Here is a 25,782-nt window from a genome sequence, read left to right on the forward strand (position 1 = left end):
CGTGCAGCTCCCTGTTCACTGTCTCTTCTGGGTGGACTCGTGCAGCGCCTGCGTCACGCCGAACTCGAACTGCTCGACGAGGGTCCGGGCCGCGTCCGGGTCGTGGACCAGCGGCGGAGGGGCCGGGCGCCGGGTGTCGCCCGGCCGCAGGGTCGCCCCGGGCACCCGCCGGTTCAGGCCGGCCGCCGCGGGGACCGGTTCGGTGCCGTTCTGGGCCGATCGCACGCCGAGTTCGAACGCCTCGGCGAATTCGCGGGCGGCCACCGCGTCGGCGACCCCCGGCACGTGGGTCGACACGGCCGGTGCCGTCCTCGGTGGCAGTTGGGCGCCGGGCACCCGTTGACGTAGGTTCGCCCCGAGCGTCGGGCCGGCGACCGGCCGGGCCAGGCCCACGGGTTGCGCGGGCACGGGCTGCGCGGGCAAGGGCTGCGCGGCGGCCACGGGCAGCTGGTGGGCCACCTCGAAGCCGTTCCAGGTGGCCGGCTCGCCCAGGGCGTGGCTGGCCCTCGACACGGCCGCGCGCACGGCCGGCTGCTGCGGCGTCTGCCACTCCGGGGTGATCAGCATCGGCGCCGGTGCGGTCGCAACCGGCGGCGCGAAAGGCATCGTGGGCTCGGCCGGGATCGCCGCGCCGGCCAGCAGTGTCGCGCCGATCAGGACCTCGACGGTCACGCCGCCGCCGGGCGTGTGCGACAGGGTGACCGTCAGCTGGTGGCGCCGGGCGAGGCGGCCGACCACGAACAGACCGAGAACCTGGGTCGGTACGAGGTCGAGCCGCTCCCGGCGGGCGATCCGGGCGTTCTCCTCGGTGAGCCGGTCGCCCGGCATGCCGATGCCGTGGTCGGTGACGACCAGCCGGGCGCCGCCGCCGGGGACACCACGGGCGCTGACGCTGACCCGGGTGTGCGGCGGGGAGAACGTGGTGGCGTTCTCCAGCAGTTCGCCGCAGATCAGCACCATGTCGCCGACCAGCGGCGGCGCGAGCAGCAGGTCGAGGGGGACGTCGACGTCGACCCGGGTGTACTCCTCGATCTCGGCGAGCGCGAGGCGGGCCACATCGTTGAGCCGGACCGGGGACAGGTGGGTCTGTTCCCGTTCGGCGCCGGAGATCACCACGAGGGAGTCGGCGCTGCGGCGCAGCCGGTTGGCGATGTGGTCGAGCTGGTAGAGCCGGGTCAGCCGCTCGGGGTTGGTCTCCTCGTTCTCCAGTTCGTCGATCAGGCCGACCTGCCCGCCGACCAGGTTCTGGGTGCGGCGGCCGATGTGGCCGAACATCTCGGCCACGTTGCGCCGGCTCAGCACCTGCCGTTCGACCAGCTGCGACGCGGTGTTCTGGACCCGTTCGAAGACCCGGGCCAGGTCACCGATCTCGTCCTGGGAGTCCAGGTCGAGGACTTCGAAACTGACCGGTTCGATCGTTTCACTCTCGTCGTCGGCGATCCGGCGCAGCTCGGTCTCGCCGGCCTCGGCGACCCGCTCGGCGGCCCGGCTCAGTTGCGTCAGCGGCACCGCGACCGCGCGGGCGACCGCCGCGACCAGCAGCAGAACCAGGAGCAGAACGACAAGAACAAGGGCTCCGACGACGTACGCGATGGTCAGTTGCCTTTGACGTTGATCGGCGACGAGGGAGGCGACCTCGTCGGCGACGCGCTTCTTGACGAAACCGCCGAGGACGCTGAACGAGCGCAGGGCCGGGAACAGTCGTGCGACCGGCAGCGCCGCCATCGTCGCGGCCGGGTCGGCGTCGAAGTTCTCCTCGAAGTTCTTGCCGAGCCGGTCCTGGAAGGCGGCCTCGACCAGGTCGTACAGGTCGCGTTCGCCCGGCGTGGCGAAGGATTCGAACCGGTCGAGATAGGTGTCGTACTCGGCGCGTTCCTCGTGGTAGCGCACGGAGAACCCGGCCACGTCGCCGCCGGCCATCGCGCCCAGCAGCGCGGTGCTCTCGGTGTTGGACTCGTCCAGGCGCAGCAGCGCGTCGAACGCGATCAGCTGGCGACCGGCCTCGGTGTCCGCGTCGGCGCTGCGCACCAGCTGGAACGAACTGATCATCTCGTCGAGCAGCGGCGCGAACGTGGCGATGACCTGTTCCGGGGTTGCCTTGCGGGCCCGGACCCGGTCGCGCAGCTCCTTGAGCGAGCTCACCGCCGCGATCCGGTCCCGCACCGCGGCCGGAAGCGTGTCGCCGAGTTCGCGCTGCACGTCCCGGGCCCGGTCGGTGACCGCGGCGATCTGCAACTCCAGGTCGTCGCCGTTGACCACCCCGAGCAGGTAGCCGACTTCGAGCAGCCGCTCGCGCTGCAGGTCGGCGAGCAGGTTGCCGCCCTTCTCGGCGACGGTGACGACGCGGTCGACGTCGCCGGCCCGGCCGGCGTCGCCGATCAGGCCGCGGACCACGGGGACGACCAGACCGGCGACCGCCAGCAGGGGAATGATGACCAGCAGCGTGAGCTTGCCGCGGATCCGGAGCCTACCGAGGAACACGCTGCAGCTCCCGCCGTGTGTACTCCGGCTCGGCGGCGATCGCTTCGACGGTGGCCGGCCGGCGCCGGCGGCCCGCCAGCGTCACGCCGATCGGTGTGAACGCCAGCAGCACCGCCAGCACGAACGCGGCCGCGGCCAGCAGCCGCCGCTCGTTCAGCGACGAGATCCGGTCCTTCAGCCCGAGGTCGATCTGGTCGAGCAGCGCCGCGGACAGGTCGGCGGCCGCCGCCTGCGCCTCGTCGCGGGCCTTGGCGACCTGTTCGGCGTCGACACGGCCCTTACCGGAGACGACCGGCGCGGCCAGTGGCTGCAGGGTGTCGGTGGCGCGGTTGAACCGGTCCAGTTTGCTCAGCAGCGTGCCGCCGAGACCGCCGCTCGCGCCGCCGGCCTCGACCGCGAGGCGGATGTCGTCGGACAGGTCCTGCGCGTTGCTGGCCAGGTCGGATCCGGCCGAGGTGATGTCGACCAGCCCACCGCCGCCGAGCAGCAGGTTCGTGTAGCGGGCGGTGGCCGCGAGGCCCTCCGGAAGCTCCTGGGCGGCGCCGTCCTCCAGGTAGTAGAGGTCGGCGTCCGGGTCCCGGATCAGCTTGGAGTTGTTGCGCACCTTGTCCATCAGCGCCAGCAGCAGGTCGTGCACGGTGCCGTAGGCGGCGATCACGGCCGGGGCGGTCCCGCTCGCCGGCAACCCCTGGATCTTGGTGCGCAGGCCGTCCCACCGGTCCTGTGTGCCCAGCGTGTCGTTGAGGTCCTTGTCCACCGCGGCGACCGCTTCGACCGCCCGGGTGACCTGGTCGGTCTTCGCCTCGCCGCCGGCCACCACGGCCGACTCGGCGCTGCTCAGTGCGATCTCCAGCGGGCTCAGGGCCTGGATGTACTTGACGCCGTCGCGCTCCAGCGAGGCGAAGTCGGACTGCTCGCCGGTGGACTGCCAGACCATGGTGAACAGCACGGTCACGGACATGACCAGCACGATCGGCAGCAGCACCCGGGCCACGGCCGGCAGCGGCCGCCCGCGCTGACGTTGACGCGCACCAGCAGTCATCATCGCTCGCTCTCCGGTGCGGGCGTGAGACCGCGCGCCGCCCCGCCCTCGAATTGTCGGCCCGGGAAACACAAAGGATGGCCGGGACGAAACATACGACTGCGGAAGAGCATTGAGTGACGTCGACTCGACCGATTGTCACAGCCGAACAGTCAGTGATGAGAAGCATTCAGACGGTGGCGCACCCGACCTCTTGTCAGGTGATCAACAGAGTCGTAATCTCGCGCGCGAGCTGGGCGAACAGCCTCGCCGTCCGAGGGCCATCATAGCGTACCGAAATCGCAAGTGGATCTTGAATTCTGTTACTTCTGCCCCATTCTTTGTGAATCGTCTATCGGATATCGGGGCAGGCTTCGCGCAAATAGGGCAACGTTACGGTTCGCCGCCCGCCCCGGCCGGTCAACGGCGCACCGGATAGCGCAGGTGCAGCACCCGACTGCCCGCAATCACCACGTCCGGATCCTCAAGGAGGTGCTGCGCGTCGACCGAGCCGAAGTAGCGTTTGCCGGACCCGAACACCACGGGCACGAGGTCCATGCGCACCTCGTCGACTAGGCCCGCGGCCAGCACCTGGCCACCGACGTCACCGGCGGCGACCTCGACCAGGCGGTCCCCGGCAAGCTCCTGGGCCCTGGCCACGGCCGCCTCGATGCCGTCGACGAAGTGGAACGGCGCCGCGGGATCCCAGCCGTCGGGCGCCGGGCGGTGCGTCACGACGACCATGTGGTCCATCCCGCCCGGAGGTTTGCCGTCCCAGCCGTCGGTCATGTCGAAGACGTGCCGGCCGACGATCGTCACCCCGATCTGATCCCAGTACGGCCGGATGTAGTCGTAGGACGTCTGCGACACCTTCAGCACACCGCTGTCGTCCAACGCCACGTCCCCGCCGGTCAACCAGTCGAACAGCGGCCCGGGTTGGTCGTTCTCGTCGGCGACAAAACCGTCCACGGACACCGAGCTGTACATGACCACCTTGCCCACGGGTCACCCCTCTGCGTCGGAATGCCCTCAAATTAGCGTGCCGCCGGCGGTGACTCTTGTAAGAAATCAATCGGCCGGCAGGGACCACCCGTCCAGGACATGGCCGGGATGCTCGCGCAGGAACCGCCGCCGGATCTCGAGGTACCGGGTCGGGGTGTACCCGGTGAACGTCCGGAACTCGTGGCCGAAGTGGGCCTGGTCGAAGTAGCCGGCGCCACCGGCGAGTTCGCTCCAGTCGATCGGTGCGGCCGGGTCGATCGACAACACGGTGGCCGTGAAGCGGTAGGTGCGGGCCAGCCGTTTCGGTGTCACGCCGATGAGCTGCTTGAACCGCTGGGCCAGGTGAGTGCTGCTGACACCGGCGGCCACTCCCAGGTCGCCGATCGCCGCCGCCCCGCCGGTGGCCGCGATGACGCCGCTCGTGTGGCGGACCAGCCCGAGGCCGGCGGTCTCGTGCAACCGTCGCATCAACTCCTGCTCCAGCACCGTCAGCATCTCGTGCGGCCCGCCGGCGGTGGCCAGCCGGTCCCGCAGCTCGGCGGTGGCGAGCCGGCCCCACACCTGCTCGATCGTCACCGGCCGGTCGCACAGCTCGGAGGCGGGCATCGGCAGCAGCGGCGCCAGCCCCCACGGCTTGAGGTGCGCGCCGACCGACCGGGTCCGCGGCGGGTAGCCGAACTCGAACGCGCGCGTGGGCATGCTGATCACGCAGCCGTCGGCGTACTCGGCCGACTCGGCTTCGGTGCCGGCGCGGATGCGGAACGGCTCGCCGAGGTTGACGATGAGCAGCGCGCCCGGCATCGGTGGCAGCATCAGCCGGGCGTACGGCGCCGTGCCGTCCAGGTAGTAGAGGTCGTCGATCAGCCCGTTCAGCGGCGGTCGCGGCACTCTGGACACGTACTCCACCCCGGCAGCATCGCCGATGCACGGCCCGTAGGTCTGCCTCAGGACACCGGCGTGCCGGCCGCAACACGACCGTCTGCTCCCGCATCCGCCTCAGCTCGCCGGCGGGCAGAACGCCGGCGCCGTCACCGAGCCGGAATCGTGCCCAGCGCCAGTTTTGTAAGGGTGCTGTCAGGTCCCCGGACCAGCCGAAACCCGTGATCCGGACCTAACGTCCCCGGCTAGGAGGAGCCGATCCGGCTCCGGTCACCGCCGCTGGGGGCCATCTCGTGCGTACCGGTCTGACCCTGTTCGTCATCCTCGCCGGCTTCCCGGCCGCGCTCGTCGCGCTGGCCGGCTCACCGCTGCCCAGCCGCGCACCCACCTCGGCCGACCTGGTGTGCTGGCTCGACAACCCGACCGCGCCGCAGTTCCTGCCCGGCCTGCTCGCCGCGATCGCCTGGCTGTCCTGGGCCCTGGCCACCACGGTCGCCCTGCGCCTGGCCGCCGCGCGCTCGGCCGCCCGGGTCAGCCGCCTGGTCCAGCATCTGCCCGGCCCGCTGCAGGGTCTGGCCGCCACCGTGCTCGGTGCCGCCGCGGTCGCCGCGAGCTACTCCCCCGCCGCGGCCGCCGCACCGGCTCCGGCCGTGGCCACCGCCGCCCAGGCCCTGCCCGAACGCCCGGCCGTGCTCCCGGCGCACCATGCCGGCCCGACCTACACGGTCCACCAGGGCGACACCCTTTCCAAGATCGCGAAGAAGAAGCTCGGCGACCCGGACCGGTGGCCCACCATCTTCAAACTCAACCGCGGCAAGCAGTTCCCGGCCGTCGGCGGACGCCTCACCGACCCGGACGTCATCTACCCCGGCTGGAAACTGCGCCTGCCCGACAAGGTGATCCCCCGACCCGCGCGGCCCACCCGCCCCGCGGATCCCGGCCACAGCACGGCGCCCGCACCCCACATCACCGCCACCCCGGTCACGGCCTCGCCGCAAGCGGCATCGCCGACCGGCGGCGGCCACTCCAGCTCCGCCGCCACGATCAGCTTCGCGGCACTCACGGCAACAACCGGTTTCGCGTACGCGATGGGCCTGCTCTGGCGCCGCAGGCGTCACCATCGACCGGCCGCCGCCACCGCAGCGCTGCCCGCCACCGAACCCCCACCGCGCCGCCGCCCCGAGCCCGCCCCGACCACCACCGGGCCGGTCGAAGCCTCGCCGCCGGACAACCCGGCCACCGCCCTGACCGGCCCCGGAGCCCTGGACGCGGCCCGCGCCGCCCTCGTCGCCGTGCTCACCGGCAGCCTGCCCGACACCGTCGCCGTCACCACCTCGGCAACCTTGAACCGCCTGCTGCCCGGCGCGCCGGCCGGCGAACGGCTCACGGTCACCGACGACCTCGGCGGCGCCCTGGCCCTGCTCGATGAACAGAGCATCCGCCGCAGCCGGCTGGCCGACGACGACAGCACCGGCAGGCCCACGCCCACCATGCTGCTGCTCGCCGAGGTCCCCGACCAGGAGTGGCACGCCCGGCTGGCCACCGCGGCCCGCCTGGGTGAACCGCTCGGTATCGACATCACCCTGCTCGGCCCCTGGCCCACCGGCCTGACCCTGACCGTTGCCGCCGACGGCACCACCGAGGCCGGCGACCTGGCGGTGCTCGACGCCGAAACCGCCACTGCGGTCCTGGCCGCGCAGCCGCAACCCAGCCCGGCCGCGGCCACACCGCCACCGGAGCCGGCCGCGGCCACACCGCCACCGGAGCCGGCCGCGGCCGCATCGGCACCGGAGAGCAGCCGGCCGGCCCGGGTGGGCATCCGCGTGCTCGGCCGTCCCGCCATCCTCGGCCCGGACGGGCACCCGGTCCGCGGCCTGCGCGTCAAAAGCCTGGAACTGTGCGTGCTGCTGGTCGTCAACCGCGACGGCGCCGCCCTCGGCGACATCATGGAATCCCTCTGGCCCGAGGTCAACCTCGCCCGCGCCACCGACCGGCTCTCCACCTGCGTCGCCAACCTGCGCAACATCATCCGAGCCGGGGTCCGCGCGGGCAGCACCGGCGACAACGGCCGCATCGAGCCGGTCATCAACACCGGCGGCCGCTACCACCTCAACCCCGCCCTGGTCGACGTCGACTGGTGGCAGATCCTGGACGCCCAGAGCGCCGCCGCCACCGCCCTCGACGACCGGACCTGCCTGCGGCACCTGCGCACCGCGATCGCCGCGGCGGCCGGGCGGACGCTGGCCGCCGACACCGCGTACGAGTGGATCGGCACCGACCGCGAACGGGCCCGCCACCACCTCGTACGCCTGCATCTGATGGCCGCCGACCTGCTCACCGACACCGATCCCCGGGCGGCCCGGGCGCTGCGCGACACCGCCTGCGACTACGACCCGATGTCGGAGGAACTGGCCCGCGACGCGATGCAGGCCGCCGCCGATCTCGGCGACGCCGACGGCATCCGCCACCGCCGCGAGCACCTGCACCGCGCGCTCGCCGAGGCCGGCATCGACGCCGACACCGGCACCGACCGCTTCGCCGCCGACCTGCTGCAGAACCTGACGATCAACCACCGGTGAGGAGCGTTGCGATGCGTGTTCACGTCCTGTCCGACGACGGCGGCCGGCACCTGCACCACACGATCCACCGGCTGCGCGAGGCCGAGACGGTCGTCGCCGGCCTGCACGAGGAGTACTTCGACGCCTGCAAGGACCTTGAACAATTTCGCCGTACGAGGCCTTGGTGGCGCCGTGCGTTCGGGGTCGCCACGGCCGCCGAGCGGGAGGCGTCGTCCCGTACCCAAATCGTCTTGGATCTTGTCACCGACGCCGATCTGGACCGCCGGCAGATCAACGACCGCGCCCGCCGGCAGGCCGCCGGGATCCTCGGCGAACAGGCCCTGATCGACGGCCTGGCCGAACTCGACGACGCGTGGACCATGCTGCGCGGCTACCGCGATCACCACGTCCTGATCGGCCCCACCGGCCTCTGGGCGATCGAGGTGAGACACCGCCGCATCCGGCTGCACGTCGCCGGCGACCAGTGGTGGTACGAGCAGCTCGACGCCCGCGGCCGGGCCGGGCACAGCGGCTGGGCCGCCGACGCCACCGGCCGCACCTGGGGCGGCCAGGTCACCGACGTCGCCGCCGAGATCACCGGCCGGCTCTCGCGCCACGGACATGCCGTCGCCGTCCGCACCGCCGTCATGCTCCTGCACGAGCGGGCCGAGGTCGGCCGCTGCGACAACCCGCCGGTCAACCTGATCGGCACCCGGCCGGCCCACCTGCTGTGGGCGATCCAGCGCTCGGCCACCGTGCTCAGCACCACCCGATGCCACGAACTGGTCGACCTGCTCCACGCCACCCACCCCGGCGGACAGCTGCGCCGGCCCTGACGAGTTGACCGGCCGTACCGGATGAGCCCGGGAAGGCGGCAATGATCCGGCTATCGAGGGAAAGATCCGCCGTCGATTATGGTGACCGATATGGCTTCGTTCAACGACACCGTGATCGAGAACTTCCGCGCCGGCAACGGCGTACTGGGCGGTCATTGGGAGGGCAAGAAGACGCTGCTGTTGCACACCGTCGGCCGCAAGTCCGGTAAAAGCTTCGTCAACCCGCTGGTCGCGGCCCCCGACGGTGACTCGTACATCGTCTGCGGCAGTGCCGGCGGCGCCCCCGGCGACCCGCAGTGGGTCGCCAACCTGGAGGCCGCCGACGGCCCGGTGACGGTCGAACTGGGCGCCGGCGAGGTGCAGGCCGATGTCCGGGTGGTCCGTCCCGGCCGCGACGCCGACTGGGACCGGCTCTACGGCGTGTGGCGGGCCTACTGGCCGGACGCCGCCGGCTACGAGACCAAGACCGACCGCAAGTTCCCGGTCGCGGTCGTCACCGTTCGCTGACCGGTTTGCGGCGCCGAGCCGTTGACGGGCCACCGGACGGATCGCTCATCCTGAACCGATGGCCCTGACATGGCTCGGCGAACCGACAGTGGATGTGTTACGGGCCGCGCTGCGTGCGGTGGCGCCCGAGCTGGCCGACGGCACGATCGTGCCGCGGGGGCTGCAGGCGAGCGACGATCCGCAGTGGTGCGCGGCCAGTGCCGAGATCGACGGCCGGTTCGTGGTGAAGTTCGCCTGGGCCCGGCCACCCGCACTGCGCATCCGCCATCAGATAAGACTGCTGGATACGCTGCGGCCGGCCGCACCCCGGTTGCCGCTGCCCACGGTGGTGGCCGCGTCCCTCGACCCGGCCATGCTGATCACCCGCCGGGCCGCCGCAACACCCTTCTTCGGCGTACGACATCTGATCGCGCCCGCCGACCGGCCGACGGTGGCGGATGATCTCGCCGCGGTCCTGGCCGGCCTGCACCATCGCGATGTGCTCAAGGCGGTGTCGGCATCGATGGGCCCCCTCCCCGAGCCGATAATGCCCGCCCCGACCGGCGAAATCCGGGCCCGGCTCCCGCCGCTGATCCGCTCCGACCAGCGCGACCGGGTGCTGACCTGGTGCGACCGGGCCGACCGGGTACTCGCGACATCCGGCCGCACCGTCCTGGTCCACGGCGACTTCCACGGCGACAACCATCTCTGGGATCGCGGGTCGTTGCGGCTGCGCCTGGTCGTCGACTGGGAGACCGCGGGCCCGGGCGAACCCGAATTCGACCTGCGATGCCTGCCCGGGGACTGCGGTATTGAACTGTTCACGGCGACCGTCGCCCGGTACGAGCGGATATCCGGTACGACGCTGGACATGAACCGGATCATGGCGTGGCACCTGCGCACCGTTCTGGGTGACGCGTTGTGGCGGGCCGAGGCCGGTGTGCCGTTGCCGGACGCTCGAACGCCGGCGCAGTGGTTCGACGATCTGGACACCCGCCTCACCGCCGGGCAACTCTGGCGATCTTGAGGGTGCCCGGCCGTAATGCCGTCGTCGAGGCCGCGACCGAGCCGGCCAGAGCGTCACCCGGTTGAGTACAAGGTCGACCCCCGATGGTGTTTCGGCTGGTCACGGCCGACATCACGGTCTTGACTGAGGGCATGGTCAGAACCGGCTCAGCAGGTCTCACCATCGCCGTCGTCCTCGTCGCAGCGGCGGGCTGCAGCCACCAGGCGGCAACCCCCGTCACTGCCCCGGCCACCGACGCCACCTCCACCTCCGTCGCGACCGGCACCGTCCTGTTCACCGAAGCCCCGCCCTCGCCGAGTCCGTCGCCCCACGAATCCAGCCCGGCTCCGAGCGGCACCCAGTACGGATACATCACCGCCGTCGACACCGCTCGGCGCACCGTCACCTACGACAAGATCGACTGGTTCACCGGGGCGGCCGCGGCGAAGGCCTGCGCGGCGGACGGCGTGGCGCCCGGCGACGGCGCCCGGTGCCACGACTACTACATCCGCAACCACAACAGGCTGCTGCGGACCGTGTCGCTGAGCCCGACCGCGAAGCTGACGCTGCAATCACCGAACGACATCCTGGTCCAGCTGGAGATCAGCCTGGCCGAGCTCGCCGCCGAGCATGACAACCGGTTGTTCATCCTGACCTTCACCTCCGGTGCCGTGTCCCGAGTGGCCGAACAGTTCCTGCCGTGACTTCCGGCCGTCCGATCGCCGCGGTGGCCGTGACCGCGCTGATGGCGTTCACCCCGGCCACCTGCGGCGACCCGGACCACCCGGCCTCGCCACCCCCGGTGGCGGATCCGGGCACCGCGGTGTGCCCGGTGACCGACGGCGCTGCCGACGGGTGGGCGTACACCGCGAAACTGACCGACGGCAGCGGCCTGGTCCTGGAGAACCTGCGGTTCGGTCCGCGGCTGCTCGCCCGCCGGGTGAACGTCGCCTACCTGCGGATCAAGGTGGGTGACGGGGCACAGCAGAACACCACATTGACCCGTACGGCGGTGGCCGGAGCACCGGTGGCCGTATCGCTGAGCGGTGACGTGTCATGCCGGTCCGGCGACGGCACACCGGGCGTCTCGGCGATCTACCGGGCCCAGGTCGCCGCCGCCGGTACGCAGCCCGCGGTCACGGTGCTCATTCAGCAGTCGTATCGATTCGACACCGCACTTGATCGCGCCTGCGAGCCGACCGGGACCGCCGCGTGCCGCCGGTTCTGGCCGACCACGACGTGGGCCATCCCGGGAGCGTCGCCGCCGGCAGCTGACGTGAGCGTCAGCCTGGTGCAGCGGTTCGCCTTCGATCCGGACGGGGCCTCCGACGCCGGGATCGCCGGCGCCGCCGACCTGATCGGTGACGTTCCCGGCCCGAACGCCCACTTCGCGACCGACCCGCTCAAGGTCCTGCCGCTCGCCGTTCAGGACCTCGGCAACGGCGACCGGCTCCGAAAATCCGGATCGGTGAAAGTGCTGGACCAAGGGAAACTCGCCACCACCTGGGAGAACTGGCATCAGACCGGCCGGGCCGCGATCGGGATGCCCGGCATGGTGCACAGCATCGCCGGCTGCACCGAATGCGTGCACGCCCACTGGTCGTGGTTCGCCCGGCTCCGGCAGGTTCAGGAGGCGTACACCCCGAAGGCCGGTATCTCGCCCCGGCTCGTTCCGGACCCGCCGCTGGTCGCCGCGGCCAACTACAAGTCGTGCGGGGCGACCGACTGCTGGTCGGACGGCCGGCCCGAGATCCCCGACGGGTCGAAACAGACCGCGTGCATCGGTTGGACCACCGACCAGATCATCGAACCGGTCGACTGGTGCGCCGACCATACCGCCCATACCCTCGACGGCGACCACCCGCCGGTCATGTACTGGCAGGCCACGTCCCGATCGTCGGACCAACTGGACGCCGGCGTGAGCATCGGCAACGCCGACTACGCGTACGGTGACTCCTCCTGGGCACCGCTGCCCGACCCGAAACGACCGCACGGCGGCAACGGGTCGATGTTCTTCGTCCCGGCCCGGACCTTGCCGACGGTGAACGCACTGCCCGCGACGGCCGATCCGGCCGTCGCCACCCTGGAACAGGCCGCGCCGGTGGCCCAGGGCAGCGACTGGGCAGTGCCGGTGTACATCCACCTCGGCAACCCGCACGACCAGGGCCCCTACTATCTGCGGATCAAGACGGCCGGTGGTGTGACCCTTCGCAACCCGGACCCGCTGTGGTCGGCGTCGGCCGGCGGGGCCGCGTGGATCCGGGTGAGCGCACCCGACGGCCGGCCGATCCTGGCGGCCCACGACGCCACGACCCTGCAAGCCGTTCCGGTCTTCGACCGTAAGCCCGCAGCGGGGCAGGTGAGCCTGCAACTGGACGCGGCCCCGGACGGTATCGGCGGCTACACACCGTCGACAGGCGACTGGACGATCGGCAACCGCCTGCGTGACGTCAACTGGTTAAAGGTCGCCGGGCCGCAACTGAACTGCGACGAGACCCGGCCTGAGCTGCACAGCAAGCCGGTCGAACACGACATCACCAGGGACGGCGTGCCCGACACGTTCCTCGATATGGACTGCTATACGGGCGACGGCTCCGATACAAGCCAGGTGCTGGTGTACGACGGCGCCTCGGATCCTGCGGCGCCTGCACTACTCGGCAATCCGGCGGCCGGACAAGGGCTGGATGTGGGGTGCTTCACCTTCGCCGGTGACGCCGTCACCGTGCACGGCCACCTGCATGCCGCCGGCGACTCACAAGGAGATCCGAGTCTGATCGCGACGGTGACCAGCCGCTGGAACGGCACCACGATGACCGACGGTCCGGCGCAGGTGACCCGGGCGGCGCGACCCGGCTACGACAGGCTGCCCGGCTGCTGAACCTAGTGGCCGTCAGGCCCGGCTGAGCGGTTTGCGGAATCGGTGATATTCGCTGACCACCCGGAAGCCGAGCCGTTCGTACAGTGCTCGCGCGCCGGCCGGATCATGGCCCGCGGTGTGCAGGCGGATCGGTCCGGCGCCCTGCTTGATCAGCGGGCCGAGCGCCCGGGTCCTCGCCGCGGCGTCGTTATCGTTGACCGGTGATCGGCAACCTTGAGACGTTCCAGGACGAGCTGGCCGCCAGCGGGTTCCCGCCGCTGGTCAACAAGCTGGCCGGGGCCGATTTCCGGGGCCGGATCGCCACCCGTGACCTGGGGCCGCTGCGGCTGGTCTCGCTCGACACCCCCGAGAGCGCCTGCATCGGTCGCGAGCGCAACGCCTCCGGCGGCGAGAACCTGGCGGTCAAGGTGATGACCCGGGGCCGGACGCGGATCGAGCAGGGGCGCGGCGACGCCGAGCTCGGGCCGGCCGATCTAGTGCTGCTCGATCCGACGCGGACGCTGCGGTTCGAGAGCACTGCCGCGGCGCACGTCACCATCCTGGTTCCGCGCCGGGAGCTGCGGATCCGGCCCACGCAGATCGACCGGCTCGTCGGCCGGCGCATCGACGGCCGCCACGGTCCGGGTGCTCTGGTCTCCGTGCTGGCGCGCCAATCAGCGCTGTCGGCGACCGACTTCCGCGAGGCGGAGGCGCTGCGGTCGGCGGCAGCCGTCATCGAGCTGATCGCGGTCGCGCTGGAGGCCCGGCTCGGCGACGAGCAACCGGCCCCGGACGAGTGGCTACGCAACCGGATCGCCGGTTACATCGAGGCCCGGCTGGCCGATCCTGATCTGTCCCCGCTGGGCATTGCCACTGCCCACCACATTTCCGTACGCCGGTTGCACAAGCTGTTCGAGGATCAGCCGCTCACCGTCGCGGCCCTGATCCGGCGGCGCCGCCTCGAACGCTGCCGGGCCGAGCTGACCGCCGGTGGACGTACGGTCACCGCCGTGGCCGCCCGGTGGGGGTTCTCCGATGCCACCCATTTCAGCAAGCTCTTCAAGTCGACGTTCGGCTACACCGCCCGCGCGCTGGTGACCAGCAACCGTGCGCGGACGACCAAGACGCGCACGGCCGGCCCGGAACAGGATGGTGGTCACCAAGGCAGGCAACGGCAAGAGGAGTAGTCATGGCGAAGGTGAACATCGTCCGCCCTGGTGAGGGCGAGATCCTCGGCAGTGGGGCGCAGCAGATCCGGATCCTGGAGAACGGCGAGCACACCGACCACCGGCTGGGGTTCGCCGAGGTCACCATTCCGCCGGGCACCCCGAGCCCGTTGCAGCACCGCCACGCCCAGCACGACGAGGGCTTCTACGTGCTGGCCGGAACGTTCCGGTTCACCGTCGGCGAGGAGCACTACGACGCCGGGCCGGGCACCTGGGTGATCGTGCCGACCGGGGCGCCGCACACGTTCGCCAACGTCGGCGACGTGAACGCGGTCATGCTGAACACGTTCACGCCGGACCTGTACGTGCAGTATTTCCGCGACTTCAAGGCCATGATCGATTCCGGGCAGCCGGTCAACGCCGAGACCATGAAACCGCTGTGGAAGAACTACGCCACCGAGATCTCGGACGAATACGCCGCAGCGCCCGGACCGAGCGGCTTGCGGTAGCGGTGGTATTCGCGGACCACCCGGAAGCCGAGCCGTTCGTACAGCGCCCGCGCTCCGGCCGGATCGTGGCCCTCGGTGTGCAGGCGGATCGGTCCGGCGCCCTGCTCGATCAGCGGGCCCAGCGCCCGGGTCATCATCGCGGTCGCCAGGCCGCGGCGCTGGAAATCGGGATCGACCTGGACGTCCTCGATCTCGGTGCGGGCGGGCGCCCGGTTCACGGCGACCAGTCCCACCACACGGTCGCCGGCGGTCGCGACCTGGACCAGGTCGAGTTGTGACCGGCTGAGCCACGTGCGCAGCCGTTCCTCGGTGGGCTGGCTGTAGAACGCGCGGCCGGCCCACGCGCGGGCCGAGAGGGCGACGAGGGGGCCGGCGTCGTCGATCGTGGCGGCTCGGACCGTGACGCCGGTGGGCAGTTCACGAGGCCGTACGGATGAATCGTCCTGTTCCATCTCGATCATGGTGAGCACTCGCCGGTATCCGTTGCGCTGCAACAGCGACGTCCGGTCCGGCTGCACCGACGAGGCGTTGCCACCGAGCATGACCGGGCCGCTGCCGATGTGGCCGGCGCGTAGCCGGGTCGCGGCCCTCTCGCCCTCGTGCAGCAGCCGCCGGCCCAAGCCGAGCCGCCGGGCCGGCGGCGCCACATAGCCGTCAGTGAGGTGCACGCGGGTCCCGTCGGCTTCGGACCAGGACCGCAGCAGGCCCCACCCGATCACCGTCCCGGACTCGTCGACCGCGACGGTCGCCCAGTCCGCCGCCTGCATCCTTCGCCGCACCGCGTCGGCGTCCAGGAGCAACTCCATGGTGGAGTGGACATCGACGAGGTCAGCCGCAGCGTGCCGAATGTGCAACTCGTGAATTACCGCGGCGTCGCCAGGCCGGAAATCGCGAAGGAGAGGGTCGGGCACGTCCCGAGTACACCACGGCCGCAACCGATCTCAGACGCCGCCAGGATTCTGCGGCAGTCGCGAGGAACCGCTCGGACTCACCGCGCTGGTAGGTGCCGCCGGCCTCGGCGACCGTGGTGAAGATACGGGCCGAGGTCTGTTCGTCGGCGCCGCTCGGCCATTTGGTGCCGAAGGTGGCCGTGCCGAACGCGATCTCGGAGACCCGTAGTCCGATTCGCCGGCCGAAGGTCGTATGACGCTCCCCTGGGGGCCTGTCAGGGTGGACGATGGCGGCGATGTCGTCGCCGAGGTGGTACTCGATCGGGCGGCGCTCCTGCAGTCCCTTCGCGAACAGCAGCGCCGCGGTCCTCTGGAATTCAGGCCGGCCGGTGGCGTCGGCATCAGATGCAACGCCCCAGACTGACGCGCGGACTGCGGCAGATGAGGTCACTTGATTTGAGTTCTCGGGTCCGCGCCGGCAGGAGCGGAATGACACGACTCTCAAGGAAGCTTGTCGGCTAGGCGAATGGCCAATTCGATTTGCCAACGGGTCTTCATGCGCTCCGACCGCGGGTCGGTCAGATAGGCCTCATACCGGCAACCGAATCGCTCGCCTTCGGGACTTGCCGTGCAGTCCAGCGCGAGGCCCTCCTCCTGGCTCCAATCTCGCAACATGCCGTTGGCACGCCGACCATGGTTGATGTAGGCCAAGGTTGCATACCGGCCGGCCGGCAGCACTCCGGCGCGTACCCGGCCGCTGTCCCCGATCGCCTCGTCGGTAATGACCCCAACCTCGACGTCCATGGGGCCACCCATGTCCACCACATGGAGACGGAAGAACGTGTGACCGTACGCGATCGCTCGGTCGTCCGCCCAGGAGTACAACTCGTCCATGAGCCGGTCCCGCACGGCGAACATTCCGCGGAACGGCGTAACAAGACGGATACCGATATAGTGCCGAGCGGGCTTGGCAACGATCGACGGACCATCGACGAGTTCCACCGGGAACCTCCATGCGATTCGGCAATGTCGACGTTGTCTCGGGAATCGCGATACTACGCGACATCAACCAAGGTCAAGGTCAACTGCCGAAGCCGTGTCAGAGTCGCGCCGTTTCCTCCTAGGCCCAAACCAGCACGGCCAGACTGCGCACTGAACTCGGCATGGTCGCGCTTCGGCTGCGGCTATGTTCCGGAAGCCATGAAGGCGGCGAGGATGTAGTTGGGGTGGCGGTCAAGGTTCTTGCGGGCACGGTCGTAGCGGATGGTGGTGCGCGGGTCGGCGTGCCGGGCGGCGATCTGGACGTCGCGGAGGCTGACGCGGGCGTCGAGCATGGTGGTGACGAACGTAGGCCGCAGCATGTGCGGGTGCATCTTTGGCTTCCGCAACTCGGCAGTCTCAGCCAGGAGCTTGAGCCGCCGAGTTGCCGCGTGCTGGTCCATCCGGGCGCCACGGGCGTTACGCAGGATCGGGCCGTCGTCGCGTTCGTCGACAGCGCGGTCTATCGCCCGGGCCACCGCCGGCGGCAGTGGAACCAGGACGACCTTGCCGCCTTTGCCGCGGACCCTGAGGACGCGGTGGCCGTGTTCCTCGCCGAGGTCGGCGACGTTGGCGCCGCAGGCTTCGAAGATCCGTAGCCCGAGCAGCCCGGCATGGCGACCAGGGCGAAGTCATTGATGTTGGCCGACAGCCGGGCAGCAGGAATCATCGCCTCGAACTGCAGATGGTTGAGGCCGAGCGGGGGCGACTCGGGAGGGACCAGCGGCCGACGGACGTAGTCGGCCGGTGAATGCGGGAGGATCTGGTCGATGACCGCTTGCTTCGAACGCCCGGCGCTGGCACTGACAGTTCGGAGCGTGCGGTGCTCTCCCCGCGATGACCGACGCTCGGCACTTGATCTTTCTCCCACAGCCATCACGCTCGTGGCGGCATGAGAGTATGCCTCCCACCGGTCATGCGGAGGCGGAAGCTCATGAATGTCGATCATGAAGATGGGCGGACCGCGTTTCTTGCGGCGCTCGATGGCTTCACGCAGTGCGCCGACAGCCTTAGCGACCTCCAGCTCATGGCGGCCAGCCGGTGCACGGGCTGGACCGTGGGGGATGTAGTCGTGCACGTCCACCTCGGCCTTCAAGATATGCTTCTTGGCTTGGTGAGTGTCACCTCGGAAGTGCCCGAGACAGACGCCGGCAGCTATTGGCGGATCACACTTCCCGCTAACGATGACAACGGCGACCAGATTGCCGGCATGCGGTTCATCCGGCTCCTGAGTGGGTCATACCGACGGCCGTCCAACGCCGTGCGGCATATGCTGCCGACAGTGGAGGGCGTCCGCGCCGCCATCTCTCGGCTCGAGCCGGCCGCGGTGCGATTTCAGGGGCATGTCCTCTCGACCGGCGACTTTCTTGCCACCTGGGCCGTCGAGCTGACTATTCATCAGCTGGATATGGGACGAGAGCTGGTGCTACCACAGCCCGCTCCAGCGGCCCTGCGGCTTGCCTGCTTGACCGTCGAGGACTTGGCCGGGGCGAATGCACCGGGGACATGGTCGGACGAGCGGATCATTCTTCTCGGTGCGGGCCGGATCAAGCCTGATCCTGAAGAGCGAACAGAAGCGCCGGAGCTAGTCAGGCAGCTACCTGTTCTGGGTTAACGACGCGCACTGTGATCGGCACGAGCACACGCTGACAGGCCAGGTGGCCGGTTGCGCTGCGGCCGAAGGTGCGCCCGTAACGCTGAGCCTTGTACTCCAGCATGGTGGTGAAGCTGGCCCACCCGGCGTCGTGCACGGATGCGGCGAGCCGGGTCCGGCCGAGACCGGTCACGCACAGGTCCTCGACGTACACCGCTTGGTTGTCGCGGATGATCGCCGTGGACAGCTTGTGCTGCCAGTCCCGCCGGGTGTCGGCCACCCGCGCATGAGCGCGGGCGACCTGCATGACGGCTTTCTTGCGGCGGTTGCTGCCCTTGGTCTTGCGCGAAAGGGCCTGCTGCAACCGTTTGAGTTTGCGGGCCGCGCGGCGCAGGAACTTCGGCGCGGTCACCTTGCTGCCGTCGGACATGACGGCGAAGTAGGTCAGGCCGAGGTCGATACCGGTCTCCGGTTCGACCGGCGGCAGCGTCTCGTTCTCGCCGATGGTCACGACGAACGAGGCGAAGTACCGGCCTGCCGCGTCCTTGATGATGGTGACGCTGGACGGGTCCGAGGGCAGGGTGCGTGACCAGCGGACCGGCAGGTCGCCGATCTTCGGCAGCCGCAGTCGGCCGTTGTCGCAGATCTTGAACCTGCTGTTCTTGGTGAACCGGATCGCCTGCCGGTTGTCCTTACGGGACCGGAACCGGGGCGGGGCCACTTTGCGGCCCGCGCGTTTGCCGGACAGCGAGTTGAAGAAGTTGCGGTAGGCGGTGTTCAGGTCGGCCAGGGCTTGCTGCAACACCACGGCTGAGACCTCGCCCAGCCACGCCCGGTCCGGGGTGTCCTTGGCCTGGGTGATGACCAACTTCGACAGGTCGCCGTCGGAGATGTACTTCTCGCCCGCTTCGCGGGACTGCTGACGCGGCAGGGGCACACGATCGGCGGCATGAGCGTGCGTTACTCGTCGCCGTCGTCGTGGCTGTCGCAGCTGTCAGGGTCCTACTTGGCCGACGGCCTGGGCAATGGCGAGGGTGTGCTGGTATTCGCGCCAGTGGGCCAGCCTGCCGTCCCGGGTCCGCAGCACTCCGATGAACGGTGCCGAAGCGGTTGCGCCAGTTGTTGTATGCGTGCCGACCAGTTCGTACTCGACCACGATCACCTCGGGTCCGCTGTTTTGTGTACCACCACGTTGCGACAGTCGTCGAATCGGAAGGGAAACTGCGCGCGGCCTGCTTGCGTGTACTCAAGGACTCGTTGTTTGCCCTCGATGCTGGTGGGTCGCCCAGGGGCGGCGAACGGCGTCTCGATCACCACTTCGTCGGCGAGCAAGTCGGCGTCATAGGTGGCCACGTTGGCGAGCCAGCGGGCGCGCATGTTGTCGAAGATCTCGGTCGGTGTCATCGCCGTCCTCCGGAAAGATAAGATGAGTTGGAACTCGGCTTCCCAGCGAGGATAGTGAGTGGAGACTCATTTTGGTAGAGGGGTCGCCGCTGCGCGCGGATGCGTTGCGCAACCGGGCTCGCATACTGGACGCCGCCGAGACGGTCTTCGCCGAATCCGGCCCTCGCGCCTCCACCGAGGAAGTCGCTCGGCGGGCCGGCGTCGCCATCGGCACGGTCTTTCGGCATTTCCCGACCAAGAGCGATCTACTCACGGCGATCATGAAGCGACTGCTGGTTCAACTCGTCGAAGATGCCGGCACGCAGGACCTATACACGTTCTTCGCCCACATGGTGGCGGAGGCCGCGGCGAAAAAGACCGTTGTCGACCTGCTTGCCGGGGCCGGGGTGGACATCCGTCTTCCCGACGCGGTCGCTGCGCTCGAGCAGGCGGTGGGCAAGCTGCTGCGGCAAGCACAGGACGCAGGGACCGTCTCTACCGAGGTGCAGGTGCGGGAGGTGATGGCACTGCTCGCCAGTGTGTGCCAAGGCGCCATGCAGGGTGGATGGGACCAGCACCTGCAAGCTCGTATTCTCGAAGTCGTCTTTGCCGGCCTACGCCGCCTTTGACCACAGGCCGGCAAGACCACGTGCGCTTGAGGCGCCGCCACCGACGCTGCCATGCCGGCAGTCGAGGACGCCCGGCCGTCGTCGTCGACGCCGTCCCGAATACGGCCCCCGCATTGCCGAACTCGCCCTCCAGTGCTTGACCAGGTATCCGCTCATCGGCAGATCAGTAAACGTGATCATGCAGCTTCGGCGAGCAATCGGGTGAACCGCTGAGCAGGGGTGTCCCAGCCGAGAATCTTGCGCGACCGGTTGTTGAGTTCGGCGGCCACGGCGGTCAGGTCTTCGACGGTGTGCACGCTGAGGTCGCTGCTCTTGGGGAAGTACTGGCGGAGCACGCCGTCGGTGTTTTCGTTGGAGCCACGTTGCCACGGGCTGGCCGGGTCACAGAAGTAGACCGGTGCGCTGGTGGCTGCGGTGAACTCTGCATGCCGCCCCATCTCGACGCCTTGATCCCAGGCCAGCGACTGCCGCAGCGAGGCCGGAAGGGTGGAGAACACGGTGAAGCCGGTCGCGGAAGTGTGCGGCGTTGCGGCCTTGCGGGAGGTGGACGAGGACGACGTAGCGGGTGCTGCGCTCGACCAAGGTCCCGATCGCTGTCCGGTTCTGGGCGCCCATGATCAGGTCGCCTTCCCGGTGTCCGGGCATACCGCGGTCGTTGGCGGTGGCGGGCCGGTCGTGAATGCTCTTCGAGCGATCGGTGAACCGCGGGATCCGTTGCTCGCAGCTGCGACGGCGCTTGCGATACGTGCGTCCGGTTCGCCGCAATGGCGACCGGCTGCGCGTCAGGCCGCCGCGATCGGGCCGGTACACCGCCTGATAGATCGTTTCGTGTGTCAGCCGCAGTTCTGGCCGGTCGGGATGCTGCAACGGCAGGACGCGGCAGATCTGCTCCGGACTCCACCGCTGATCCAGCCATCCTTGTACCAGGTCACGCAGCTCGGTGTTGGTGTGCAGCTTCGCCGGCTTGGCTCGTGGGCGGCGTGCCGCTGCACGTTGGTGGGCGGCGAAGGGGTGGTACTCGCCGGTTACCGGGTCGCTGTTGCGGCTGATCTCCCGGCTGATCGTTGACGGCGCCCGGTCCAGAAGCTGGGCAATGGCTCGGATCGATCTGCCAGCCCGGTGCTCAACGGCGATGGGGATGCGTTCGTCCTCGGACAGGTAGCGAACTGAGAGAGCCCGCTTTGGCGCAGCGATCGGCGGGTAGATCCGCGACTCGCCGTCCGCGTTGGTGACGGTTCGGCCGTATCGCCAGCGGATGCCGGTGCGACGGTTGATCCCGACTTCCCGGCAGGCTGCCGAGCTGTTAATGCCCTGCGCCATGAGGCGAAGGTCGTGATCACGTTTTCGCTTGCTCCGGACCGGCACCCGGTGGCTTCCGCGGACGACGGGGTTTCGACACGGCAACTCCTGAGCGAGTCAGGTGTTGCGACGACCGTTAGAACCTAAGCCGCCCTGGTGGGGCCGAATACAGCCGTCATAGCCACCGGTTCGCCGGGCCGAAGGTCGTATGACGCTCCCCTGGGGGCCTGTCAGGGTTGGACGATGGCGGCGATGTCGTCGCCGAGGTGGTACTCGATCGGGCTGCGCTCCTGTAGTCCCTTCGCGAACAGCAGCGCCGCGGTCCTCTGGAATTCAGGCCGGCCGGCGGCGCCCCAGAAGGCGTCGGAGTGCAGCGGGAACTCCGCGTCCGGCAGCCGGGTGTACTTGTTGACGAAGGATTTGATCTCGGCCAGCGCCTGGTGGTTCCAGCCCGCGACACGGGTGGCGTAGTCGTTGACGAAGGTCTCGAAACCGGCGTCCGGGATCGCGCGGTTGACGTAGCCGTACTTCTCGGCGGTGGCGCCGTCGTAGTCGTTGCCGCCGAGCAGGATCTCGAACGCGCGGCCCCGGCCGACCAGAGCGGGAAGGCGTCCGCCGGCGCCGCCGCCGGCGACCGCGGCGAAGCCGACCTCCATCTGGCCGAGTACGGCTTTTTCGAGGCTGGCGAAGCGCATGTCGGTGGCGAGTGCGAACTCGCTGCCGGCGCCGCGGGCGATGCCCCGGATGGCGCTGATGGTGACCGCGGCCAGCTTGCTGATCCGGACGGTGATGTCGACCCAGGCCGGGTAGCCGGTCGGGCTGGGCAGTGCTTCGGCGTCGGCCGGGTCGGCGGCCAGGTCGTAGTGGGCCAGGAAGAAGTCCGGGTCGGCACTGTCGAAGACCACGACGTTGACGGTGTCGTTGCTCTCCAGTTCGGTGAGCAGGGTCTTGAGGTCGGACATCATCGCCGGGCCGATGACGTTGACGGGTGGGTTGTCGAAGGTGACGCGCCAGAAGGCCGGCGACTCGACGGTCAGCTTCAGGTGCTGGGGCTGGAACTGCTCCGGAAAGGTCATGCCCGGCCGACCCAGGTCAGGACGTGCTGGGCGACCTCGCGCCAGCCGCTGTCGAAGACCAGCGAGTGACCGCGGTCCGGGAAGACGTGGTAGTCGGTCACCGACGGCGACTGCGAGTAGAGGCCGTACGCCTGGCGGCTGACCACTTCGGGCACGGTGTGGTCGGCCCCGGCGCCGGTGATCAGCAGAGGACCCCGTACGGCCGAGAAATTGACCTTGGTCGGTGATTGTGGGTCTTTCTTGGCCGCGGTGAGCTCGAAGATCGGGCGGCCGGGGCCCGGGATGGCATAGGCGTCGTGCAGCTTGCGTGACTCGTCCCGGCTGACGGCGTTGCCGAAGCCGTAGCGGAACTGGCGCTCGGTCAGCACCACGGCCCGGTCCTTGTTCTTCGGGCTGCGCAGCACGGGAAGCGCGGAGCGGATCTGGGCGAGCGGCAGTTTGGTGGCGCCTTTGACCGGCGCCGGGCTCAGGGCCACAGCCGCGTCGGCCAGGCCGTCGGCCAGCAGCTTCTGCGCGATCAGGCCGCCGAAGGAGTGGCCGATGACGATGGGCCGGGCCGGCAGGCCCTCAAGGAAGCGGGCGTATCCGGCGGTGAGTTCGGCGACCCCGATCCCGGCCAGGGCTTCGGGACGGGCCCGGGTGGCCGCGGGTGTGGCGGCGTCTCCGGTCCAGCCGGGCGCGTGGGTGGTGTAGCCGGCCGCGGCGAACAGTTCCTGCCACGGCTGCCAGGCGGCGCTGTGGATCCAGAGACCGTGGATGAAGACGACGGGTGGTGTGGTCATGGGTCCACCGTGACCACCTGAGTTGGAAAAAACAAGTCAGAGTGACGTTCGCGACGGCTGAGTTGGAAAAGTTGTTAAACTCGGCGGGCTTCACCAGCTCCCCCGGAGGCGAGATCCATGCCCATCGCAAAGCTGCGGGACAGCAGCTGTTCCGTGTCGCGCAGCCTGTCCGTGCTCGGCGAGCGCTGGACTCTGCTCATCCTGCGGCTCGCCTTCGAGGGCGAGACCCGCTTCGACTCGTTCCGCAGCAACCTCGGGGTCGCCGCCGACGTGCTCGCCGACCGGCTGAACACACTGATCGAGAACGGCATCATGACCAAGGACCCGTATCAGGACGCGGGGAGCCGAGCCCGGCACGAGTACCACCTGACCCCGGTCGGCCGGGAGCTGCACGTGATCATCGCCGGGCTCCAGCAGTGGGGCGACGACCACCTGCCCCGGCCGGAGAGCCCCACCGTGGTGCGCCGCCGGCACGCGACCGACGCGCCGGTCCGGGTCGCCTTCGTCGACGAGAGCGGCCACGAGGTGCCGCTGGATCAGGTCGACGCGGTTCGCACCGCGACCTACCCGCGGTAGGCCTGCTAGGTTGTTTTTTACAACCTAGCGAGGAGCCGCGGCGGTGGAACCCAGATCCACCGAGGAGCGACCCGTTCTCACCGACGAGCAGTGGCAGCGGTTGCTCACCTACGGCACCCCCGATCGCCGGCCCGCCGGCACCTGGATCTTCCAGGCCGGCGACGACGTCTGCGACATGGTCGTCGTCCAGGCCGGCCGGGTGGAGATCGTGCGACCGGCGACCGCCGACGAGCACGAGGTGACAGTGGCCGCCTACGGGCCGCGCGAGTTCACCGGCGAACTGAACCTGCTCACGCTGCAGTCGGCCTACCTGAGCGCGCGCACCACCGAGGACTCGCAGCTGCGCCGCATCGGTCCGGCCGCCTTCCGTACGCTGATGGATCACGACCCGGAGTTGTCCGACCTCGTGCTGCGGGCGTTGATCGCCCGTCGGCGCGCGCTGCGCGACGGCCAGGCAGCCCGCAGCCTGGAGGTCGTCGGCCGGGCCGCATCAGCGCCGACGCTCGCGCTGCGCACCTACGCCGCCCGCCTGCAACTGCCCCACACCTGGAACGACGTCGAGACCCCGGCCGGCGCAGCGCTGGCCCGGGCGGTGTCGGCCGCCGACGACGACCTGCCCGTCGTGATCACCCCCGGCGCCGTCCTGCGCCGCGCGACGCCGAGTGTCCTCGCCGAACACCTCGGCCTGTCCTACCGGCCCACCAGCGGCGAGCAGGTCGACCTCGTCGTCATCGGCGCCGGTCCGGCCGGCCTGGCCGCCGGCGTCTACGGAGCCTCCGAGGGCCTGCGCACGCTCGTGCTGGACTCGGTCGCGGCCGGCGGGCAGGCGGCGGCCAGCTCCCGGATCGAGAACTACCTCGGTTTCACCTCCGGTATCAGCGGCAACGAGCTGACCGCGGCCGCCGCCGTGCAGGCACAGAAGTTCGGCGCCCGCATCGCCAGCCCCTGCCCGGTCGCCGAGCTGCACTCCGAACCGGACCGGGTCCGCGTGGTCCTCACCGACAGCACCACCATCTCGGCGCGGGCCGCGGTGATCGCCACCGGCGCGAAATACCGTTCCCTGCCGCTGCCGCACTGGGCCCGATTCGAGGGCGCGGGCATCTACTACGCCGCGACCGAGATCGAGGCCCGCGCCTGCGGAACCCGGCCGGTGGCCGTCGTCGGTGGTGCGAACTCAGCCGGGCAGGCCGCGCTGTATCTGGCCGGCCGCGGCAGTCAGGTCACCCTGGTCGTCCGCGCGCCGGATCTGTACGCCGGGATGTCGTCCTACCTGGCCGATCGCATCCTCGCCGACCCCGCCATCACGGTCCGGACCAAGTCCGAGGTCACGGCCCTGCACGGGGACGATCATCTGGAGCAGATCAGTGTCTCCGGAGCAGCCGGGCCTCAGGAGTGTCGCGGCCTGTTCTGTTTCATCGGCGCGACCCCGGCGACCGCCTGGCTCGACGGTCTCGCCGCCGACGAGCACGGCTTCCTACGCACCGACGCCCAACTGGACGATCGGGACCTCGGCGGCAGCTGGGCGGCGCTGGGTCGCCGGCCGCTGCCTTTCGAGACCAGCCGGCCCCGCATCTTCGCCGCCGGTGACGTCCGTTCCGGCTCGATGAAGCGGGTCGCGGCCGCGGTCGGTGAGGGCGCCAGCGCGGTCAGCTCGGTCCACGCCGCCCTGCGCACCACCGAGAAGTGACCGGGAATGCGCCGCCGGTCCGGCGGC

At 70.0% G+C, this 25,782-nt stretch carries 25 protein-coding genes and 1 pseudogene; 12 read left to right on the top strand and 14 right to left on the bottom strand.

All coding sequences use genetic code 11. From position 1 onward, the window contains the following. Positions 1–15: 15 nt before the first annotated feature. The 4 genes from ACSHV8_RS24625 to ACSHV8_RS24640 all read right to left on the bottom strand — a co-directional run bounded on the left by ACSHV8_RS24625 (position 16) and on the right by ACSHV8_RS24640 (position 5,401). Positions 16–2,481, bottom strand: a complete 2,466-nt coding sequence (locus tag ACSHV8_RS24625) for a nitrate- and nitrite sensing domain-containing protein (RefSeq protein WP_436536126.1) — start codon at positions 2,479–2,481, stop codon at positions 16–18. Beyond that, positions 2,468–3,523: a hypothetical protein gene (locus ACSHV8_RS24630; RefSeq protein ID WP_436536127.1), complete on the bottom strand. Its 1,056-nt coding sequence runs from the start codon at positions 3,521–3,523 to the stop codon at positions 2,468–2,470. Before ACSHV8_RS24630 ends, ACSHV8_RS24625 begins: the two co-directional genes overlap by 14 nt. Before the next feature lie 399 nt (positions 3,524–3,922). Continuing rightward, entirely contained in the window at positions 3,923–4,504 is a 582-nt protein-coding gene (locus ACSHV8_RS24635; protein ID WP_436536128.1) for a dihydrofolate reductase family protein, read from the bottom strand. 66 nt (positions 4,505–4,570) lie between these two features. Then, on the bottom strand, positions 4,571–5,401 hold the full coding sequence (locus tag ACSHV8_RS24640; RefSeq protein ID WP_436536129.1) for a helix-turn-helix domain-containing protein: 831 nt from the start codon (positions 5,399–5,401) through the stop codon (positions 4,571–4,573). Between the two features lie 275 nt (positions 5,402–5,676). Here ACSHV8_RS24640 and ACSHV8_RS24645 point away from each other — a divergent pair, with 275 nt between their 5' ends. The 8 genes from ACSHV8_RS24645 (at position 5,677) to ACSHV8_RS24680 (ending at position 14,801) form a co-directional block, all read left to right on the top strand. Then, positions 5,677–7,962, top strand: coding sequence for a LysM peptidoglycan-binding domain-containing protein (locus tag ACSHV8_RS24645; protein ID WP_436536130.1), 2,286 nt, complete (start codon positions 5,677–5,679; stop codon positions 7,960–7,962). Positions 7,963–7,973: 11 nt separating this feature from the next. Beyond that, the gene (locus ACSHV8_RS24650; protein WP_436536132.1) at positions 7,974–8,777 is read left to right on the top strand and encodes a nuclease-related domain-containing protein; all 804 of its coding nucleotides are present in this window, start codon (positions 7,974–7,976) and stop codon (positions 8,775–8,777) included. 90 nt (positions 8,778–8,867) lie between these two features. Continuing rightward, complete coding sequence (locus ACSHV8_RS24655) at positions 8,868–9,284, top strand: nitroreductase/quinone reductase family protein (protein WP_436536133.1); 417 nt, start codon at positions 8,868–8,870, stop codon at positions 9,282–9,284. Between the two features lie 58 nt (positions 9,285–9,342). Further along, the gene (locus ACSHV8_RS24660) at positions 9,343–10,290 is read left to right on the top strand and encodes a phosphotransferase family protein (protein ID WP_436536135.1); all 948 of its coding nucleotides are present in this window, start codon (positions 9,343–9,345) and stop codon (positions 10,288–10,290) included. Between the two features lie 131 nt (positions 10,291–10,421). Then, complete coding sequence (locus ACSHV8_RS24665; protein WP_436536137.1) at positions 10,422–10,973, top strand: hypothetical protein; 552 nt, start codon at positions 10,422–10,424, stop codon at positions 10,971–10,973. Continuing rightward, on the top strand, positions 10,970–13,147 hold the full coding sequence (locus ACSHV8_RS24670) for a hypothetical protein (protein WP_436536138.1): 2,178 nt from the start codon (positions 10,970–10,972) through the stop codon (positions 13,145–13,147). The genes ACSHV8_RS24665 and ACSHV8_RS24670 overlap by 4 nt, the downstream gene beginning before the upstream one ends. Positions 13,148–13,347: 200 nt before the next feature. Beyond that, positions 13,348–14,313 (top strand): helix-turn-helix domain-containing protein, encoded by a 966-nt coding sequence (locus ACSHV8_RS24675; protein ID WP_436536140.1) that lies wholly within the window; start codon positions 13,348–13,350, stop codon positions 14,311–14,313. Positions 14,314–14,315: 2 nt separating this feature from the next. After that, the gene (locus ACSHV8_RS24680) at positions 14,316–14,801 is read left to right on the top strand and encodes a cupin domain-containing protein (RefSeq protein ID WP_436536142.1); all 486 of its coding nucleotides are present in this window, start codon (positions 14,316–14,318) and stop codon (positions 14,799–14,801) included. Here ACSHV8_RS24680 and ACSHV8_RS24685 read toward each other — a convergent pair. From ACSHV8_RS24685 to ACSHV8_RS24700, 4 genes are all read right to left on the bottom strand, one after another. After that, the gene (locus tag ACSHV8_RS24685) at positions 14,741–15,607 is read right to left on the bottom strand and encodes a GNAT family N-acetyltransferase (protein ID WP_436536145.1); all 867 of its coding nucleotides are present in this window, start codon (positions 15,605–15,607) and stop codon (positions 14,741–14,743) included. The genes ACSHV8_RS24680 and ACSHV8_RS24685 overlap by 61 nt on opposite strands. A gap of 22 nt (positions 15,608–15,629) precedes the next feature. Next, positions 15,630–16,187, bottom strand: coding sequence for a hypothetical protein (locus ACSHV8_RS24690; RefSeq protein WP_436536147.1), 558 nt, complete (start codon positions 16,185–16,187; stop codon positions 15,630–15,632). A 5-nt stretch (positions 16,188–16,192) separates the two neighbouring features. Then, entirely contained in the window at positions 16,193–16,693 is a 501-nt protein-coding gene (locus ACSHV8_RS24695; RefSeq protein ID WP_436536149.1) for a GyrI-like domain-containing protein, read from the bottom strand. A gap of 182 nt (positions 16,694–16,875) precedes the next feature. After that, a complete protein-coding gene (locus tag ACSHV8_RS24700; RefSeq protein WP_436536893.1) occupies positions 16,876–17,337 on the bottom strand; it encodes a tyrosine-type recombinase/integrase in 462 nt (153 codons plus the stop codon). Between the two features lie 326 nt (positions 17,338–17,663). On the opposite strand from ACSHV8_RS24700, the gene ACSHV8_RS24705 reads away from it, so the two are divergent. Next, complete coding sequence (locus tag ACSHV8_RS24705; RefSeq protein WP_436536151.1) at positions 17,664–18,344, top strand: maleylpyruvate isomerase N-terminal domain-containing protein; 681 nt, start codon at positions 17,664–17,666, stop codon at positions 18,342–18,344. On the opposite strand, the gene ACSHV8_RS24710 is transcribed toward ACSHV8_RS24705, so the two are convergent. Genes ACSHV8_RS24710 through ACSHV8_RS24720 form a run of 3 tightly spaced genes read right to left on the bottom strand, consistent with a single transcriptional unit; the run spans position 18,319 to position 19,727 of the window. Then, positions 18,319–19,260, bottom strand: coding sequence for an RNA-guided endonuclease InsQ/TnpB family protein (locus tag ACSHV8_RS24710; protein WP_436536153.1), 942 nt, complete (start codon positions 19,258–19,260; stop codon positions 18,319–18,321). The genes ACSHV8_RS24705 and ACSHV8_RS24710 overlap by 26 nt on opposite strands. A gap of 57 nt (positions 19,261–19,317) precedes the next feature. Continuing rightward, entirely contained in the window at positions 19,318–19,485 is a 168-nt protein-coding gene (locus tag ACSHV8_RS24715) for a hypothetical protein (protein WP_436536155.1), read from the bottom strand. Further along, the gene (locus tag ACSHV8_RS24720; protein ID WP_436536157.1) at positions 19,482–19,727 is read right to left on the bottom strand and encodes a hypothetical protein; all 246 of its coding nucleotides are present in this window, start codon (positions 19,725–19,727) and stop codon (positions 19,482–19,484) included. The genes ACSHV8_RS24715 and ACSHV8_RS24720 overlap by 4 nt, the downstream gene beginning before the upstream one ends. Positions 19,728–19,798: 71 nt before the next feature. Between ACSHV8_RS24720 and ACSHV8_RS24725 the strand changes: the two genes are divergently transcribed. Beyond that, on the top strand, positions 19,799–20,335 hold the full coding sequence (locus tag ACSHV8_RS24725; protein WP_436536159.1) for a TetR/AcrR family transcriptional regulator: 537 nt from the start codon (positions 19,799–19,801) through the stop codon (positions 20,333–20,335). A 176-nt stretch (positions 20,336–20,511) separates the two neighbouring features. On the opposite strand, the pseudogene ACSHV8_RS24730 reads toward ACSHV8_RS24725, so the two are convergent. The 3 genes and pseudogenes from ACSHV8_RS24730 to ACSHV8_RS24740 form a co-directional block, all read right to left on the bottom strand. Then, positions 20,512–21,643, bottom strand: a pseudogene (locus ACSHV8_RS24730) (IS30 family transposase). Between the two features lie 221 nt (positions 21,644–21,864). Beyond that, the gene (locus tag ACSHV8_RS24735; protein WP_436536161.1) at positions 21,865–22,710 is read right to left on the bottom strand and encodes an enoyl-CoA hydratase/isomerase family protein; all 846 of its coding nucleotides are present in this window, start codon (positions 22,708–22,710) and stop codon (positions 21,865–21,867) included. Continuing rightward, positions 22,707–23,492: an alpha/beta hydrolase gene (locus tag ACSHV8_RS24740; RefSeq protein WP_436536163.1), complete on the bottom strand. Its 786-nt coding sequence runs from the start codon at positions 23,490–23,492 to the stop codon at positions 22,707–22,709. Before ACSHV8_RS24740 ends, ACSHV8_RS24735 begins: the two co-directional genes overlap by 4 nt. 117 nt (positions 23,493–23,609) lie before the next feature. Between ACSHV8_RS24740 and ACSHV8_RS24745 the strand changes: the two genes are divergently transcribed. Both ACSHV8_RS24745 and ACSHV8_RS24750 read left to right on the top strand, forming a co-directional pair. Beyond that, positions 23,610–24,068 carry a winged helix-turn-helix transcriptional regulator gene (locus tag ACSHV8_RS24745; RefSeq protein ID WP_436536165.1) on the top strand — a complete coding sequence of 153 codons (459 nt, stop codon included), beginning with the start codon at positions 23,610–23,612 and terminating at the stop codon, positions 24,066–24,068. 43 nt (positions 24,069–24,111) lie between these two features. After that, positions 24,112–25,755: an FAD-dependent oxidoreductase gene (locus ACSHV8_RS24750; protein WP_436536167.1), complete on the top strand. Its 1,644-nt coding sequence runs from the start codon at positions 24,112–24,114 to the stop codon at positions 25,753–25,755. Positions 25,756–25,782: the final 27 nt, after the last annotated feature.

Origin of the sequence: Actinoplanes sp. HUAS TT8 (genome assembly GCF_051380535.1) — a bacterium.
Lineage (GTDB): Bacteria > Actinomycetota > Actinomycetes > Mycobacteriales > Micromonosporaceae > Actinoplanes.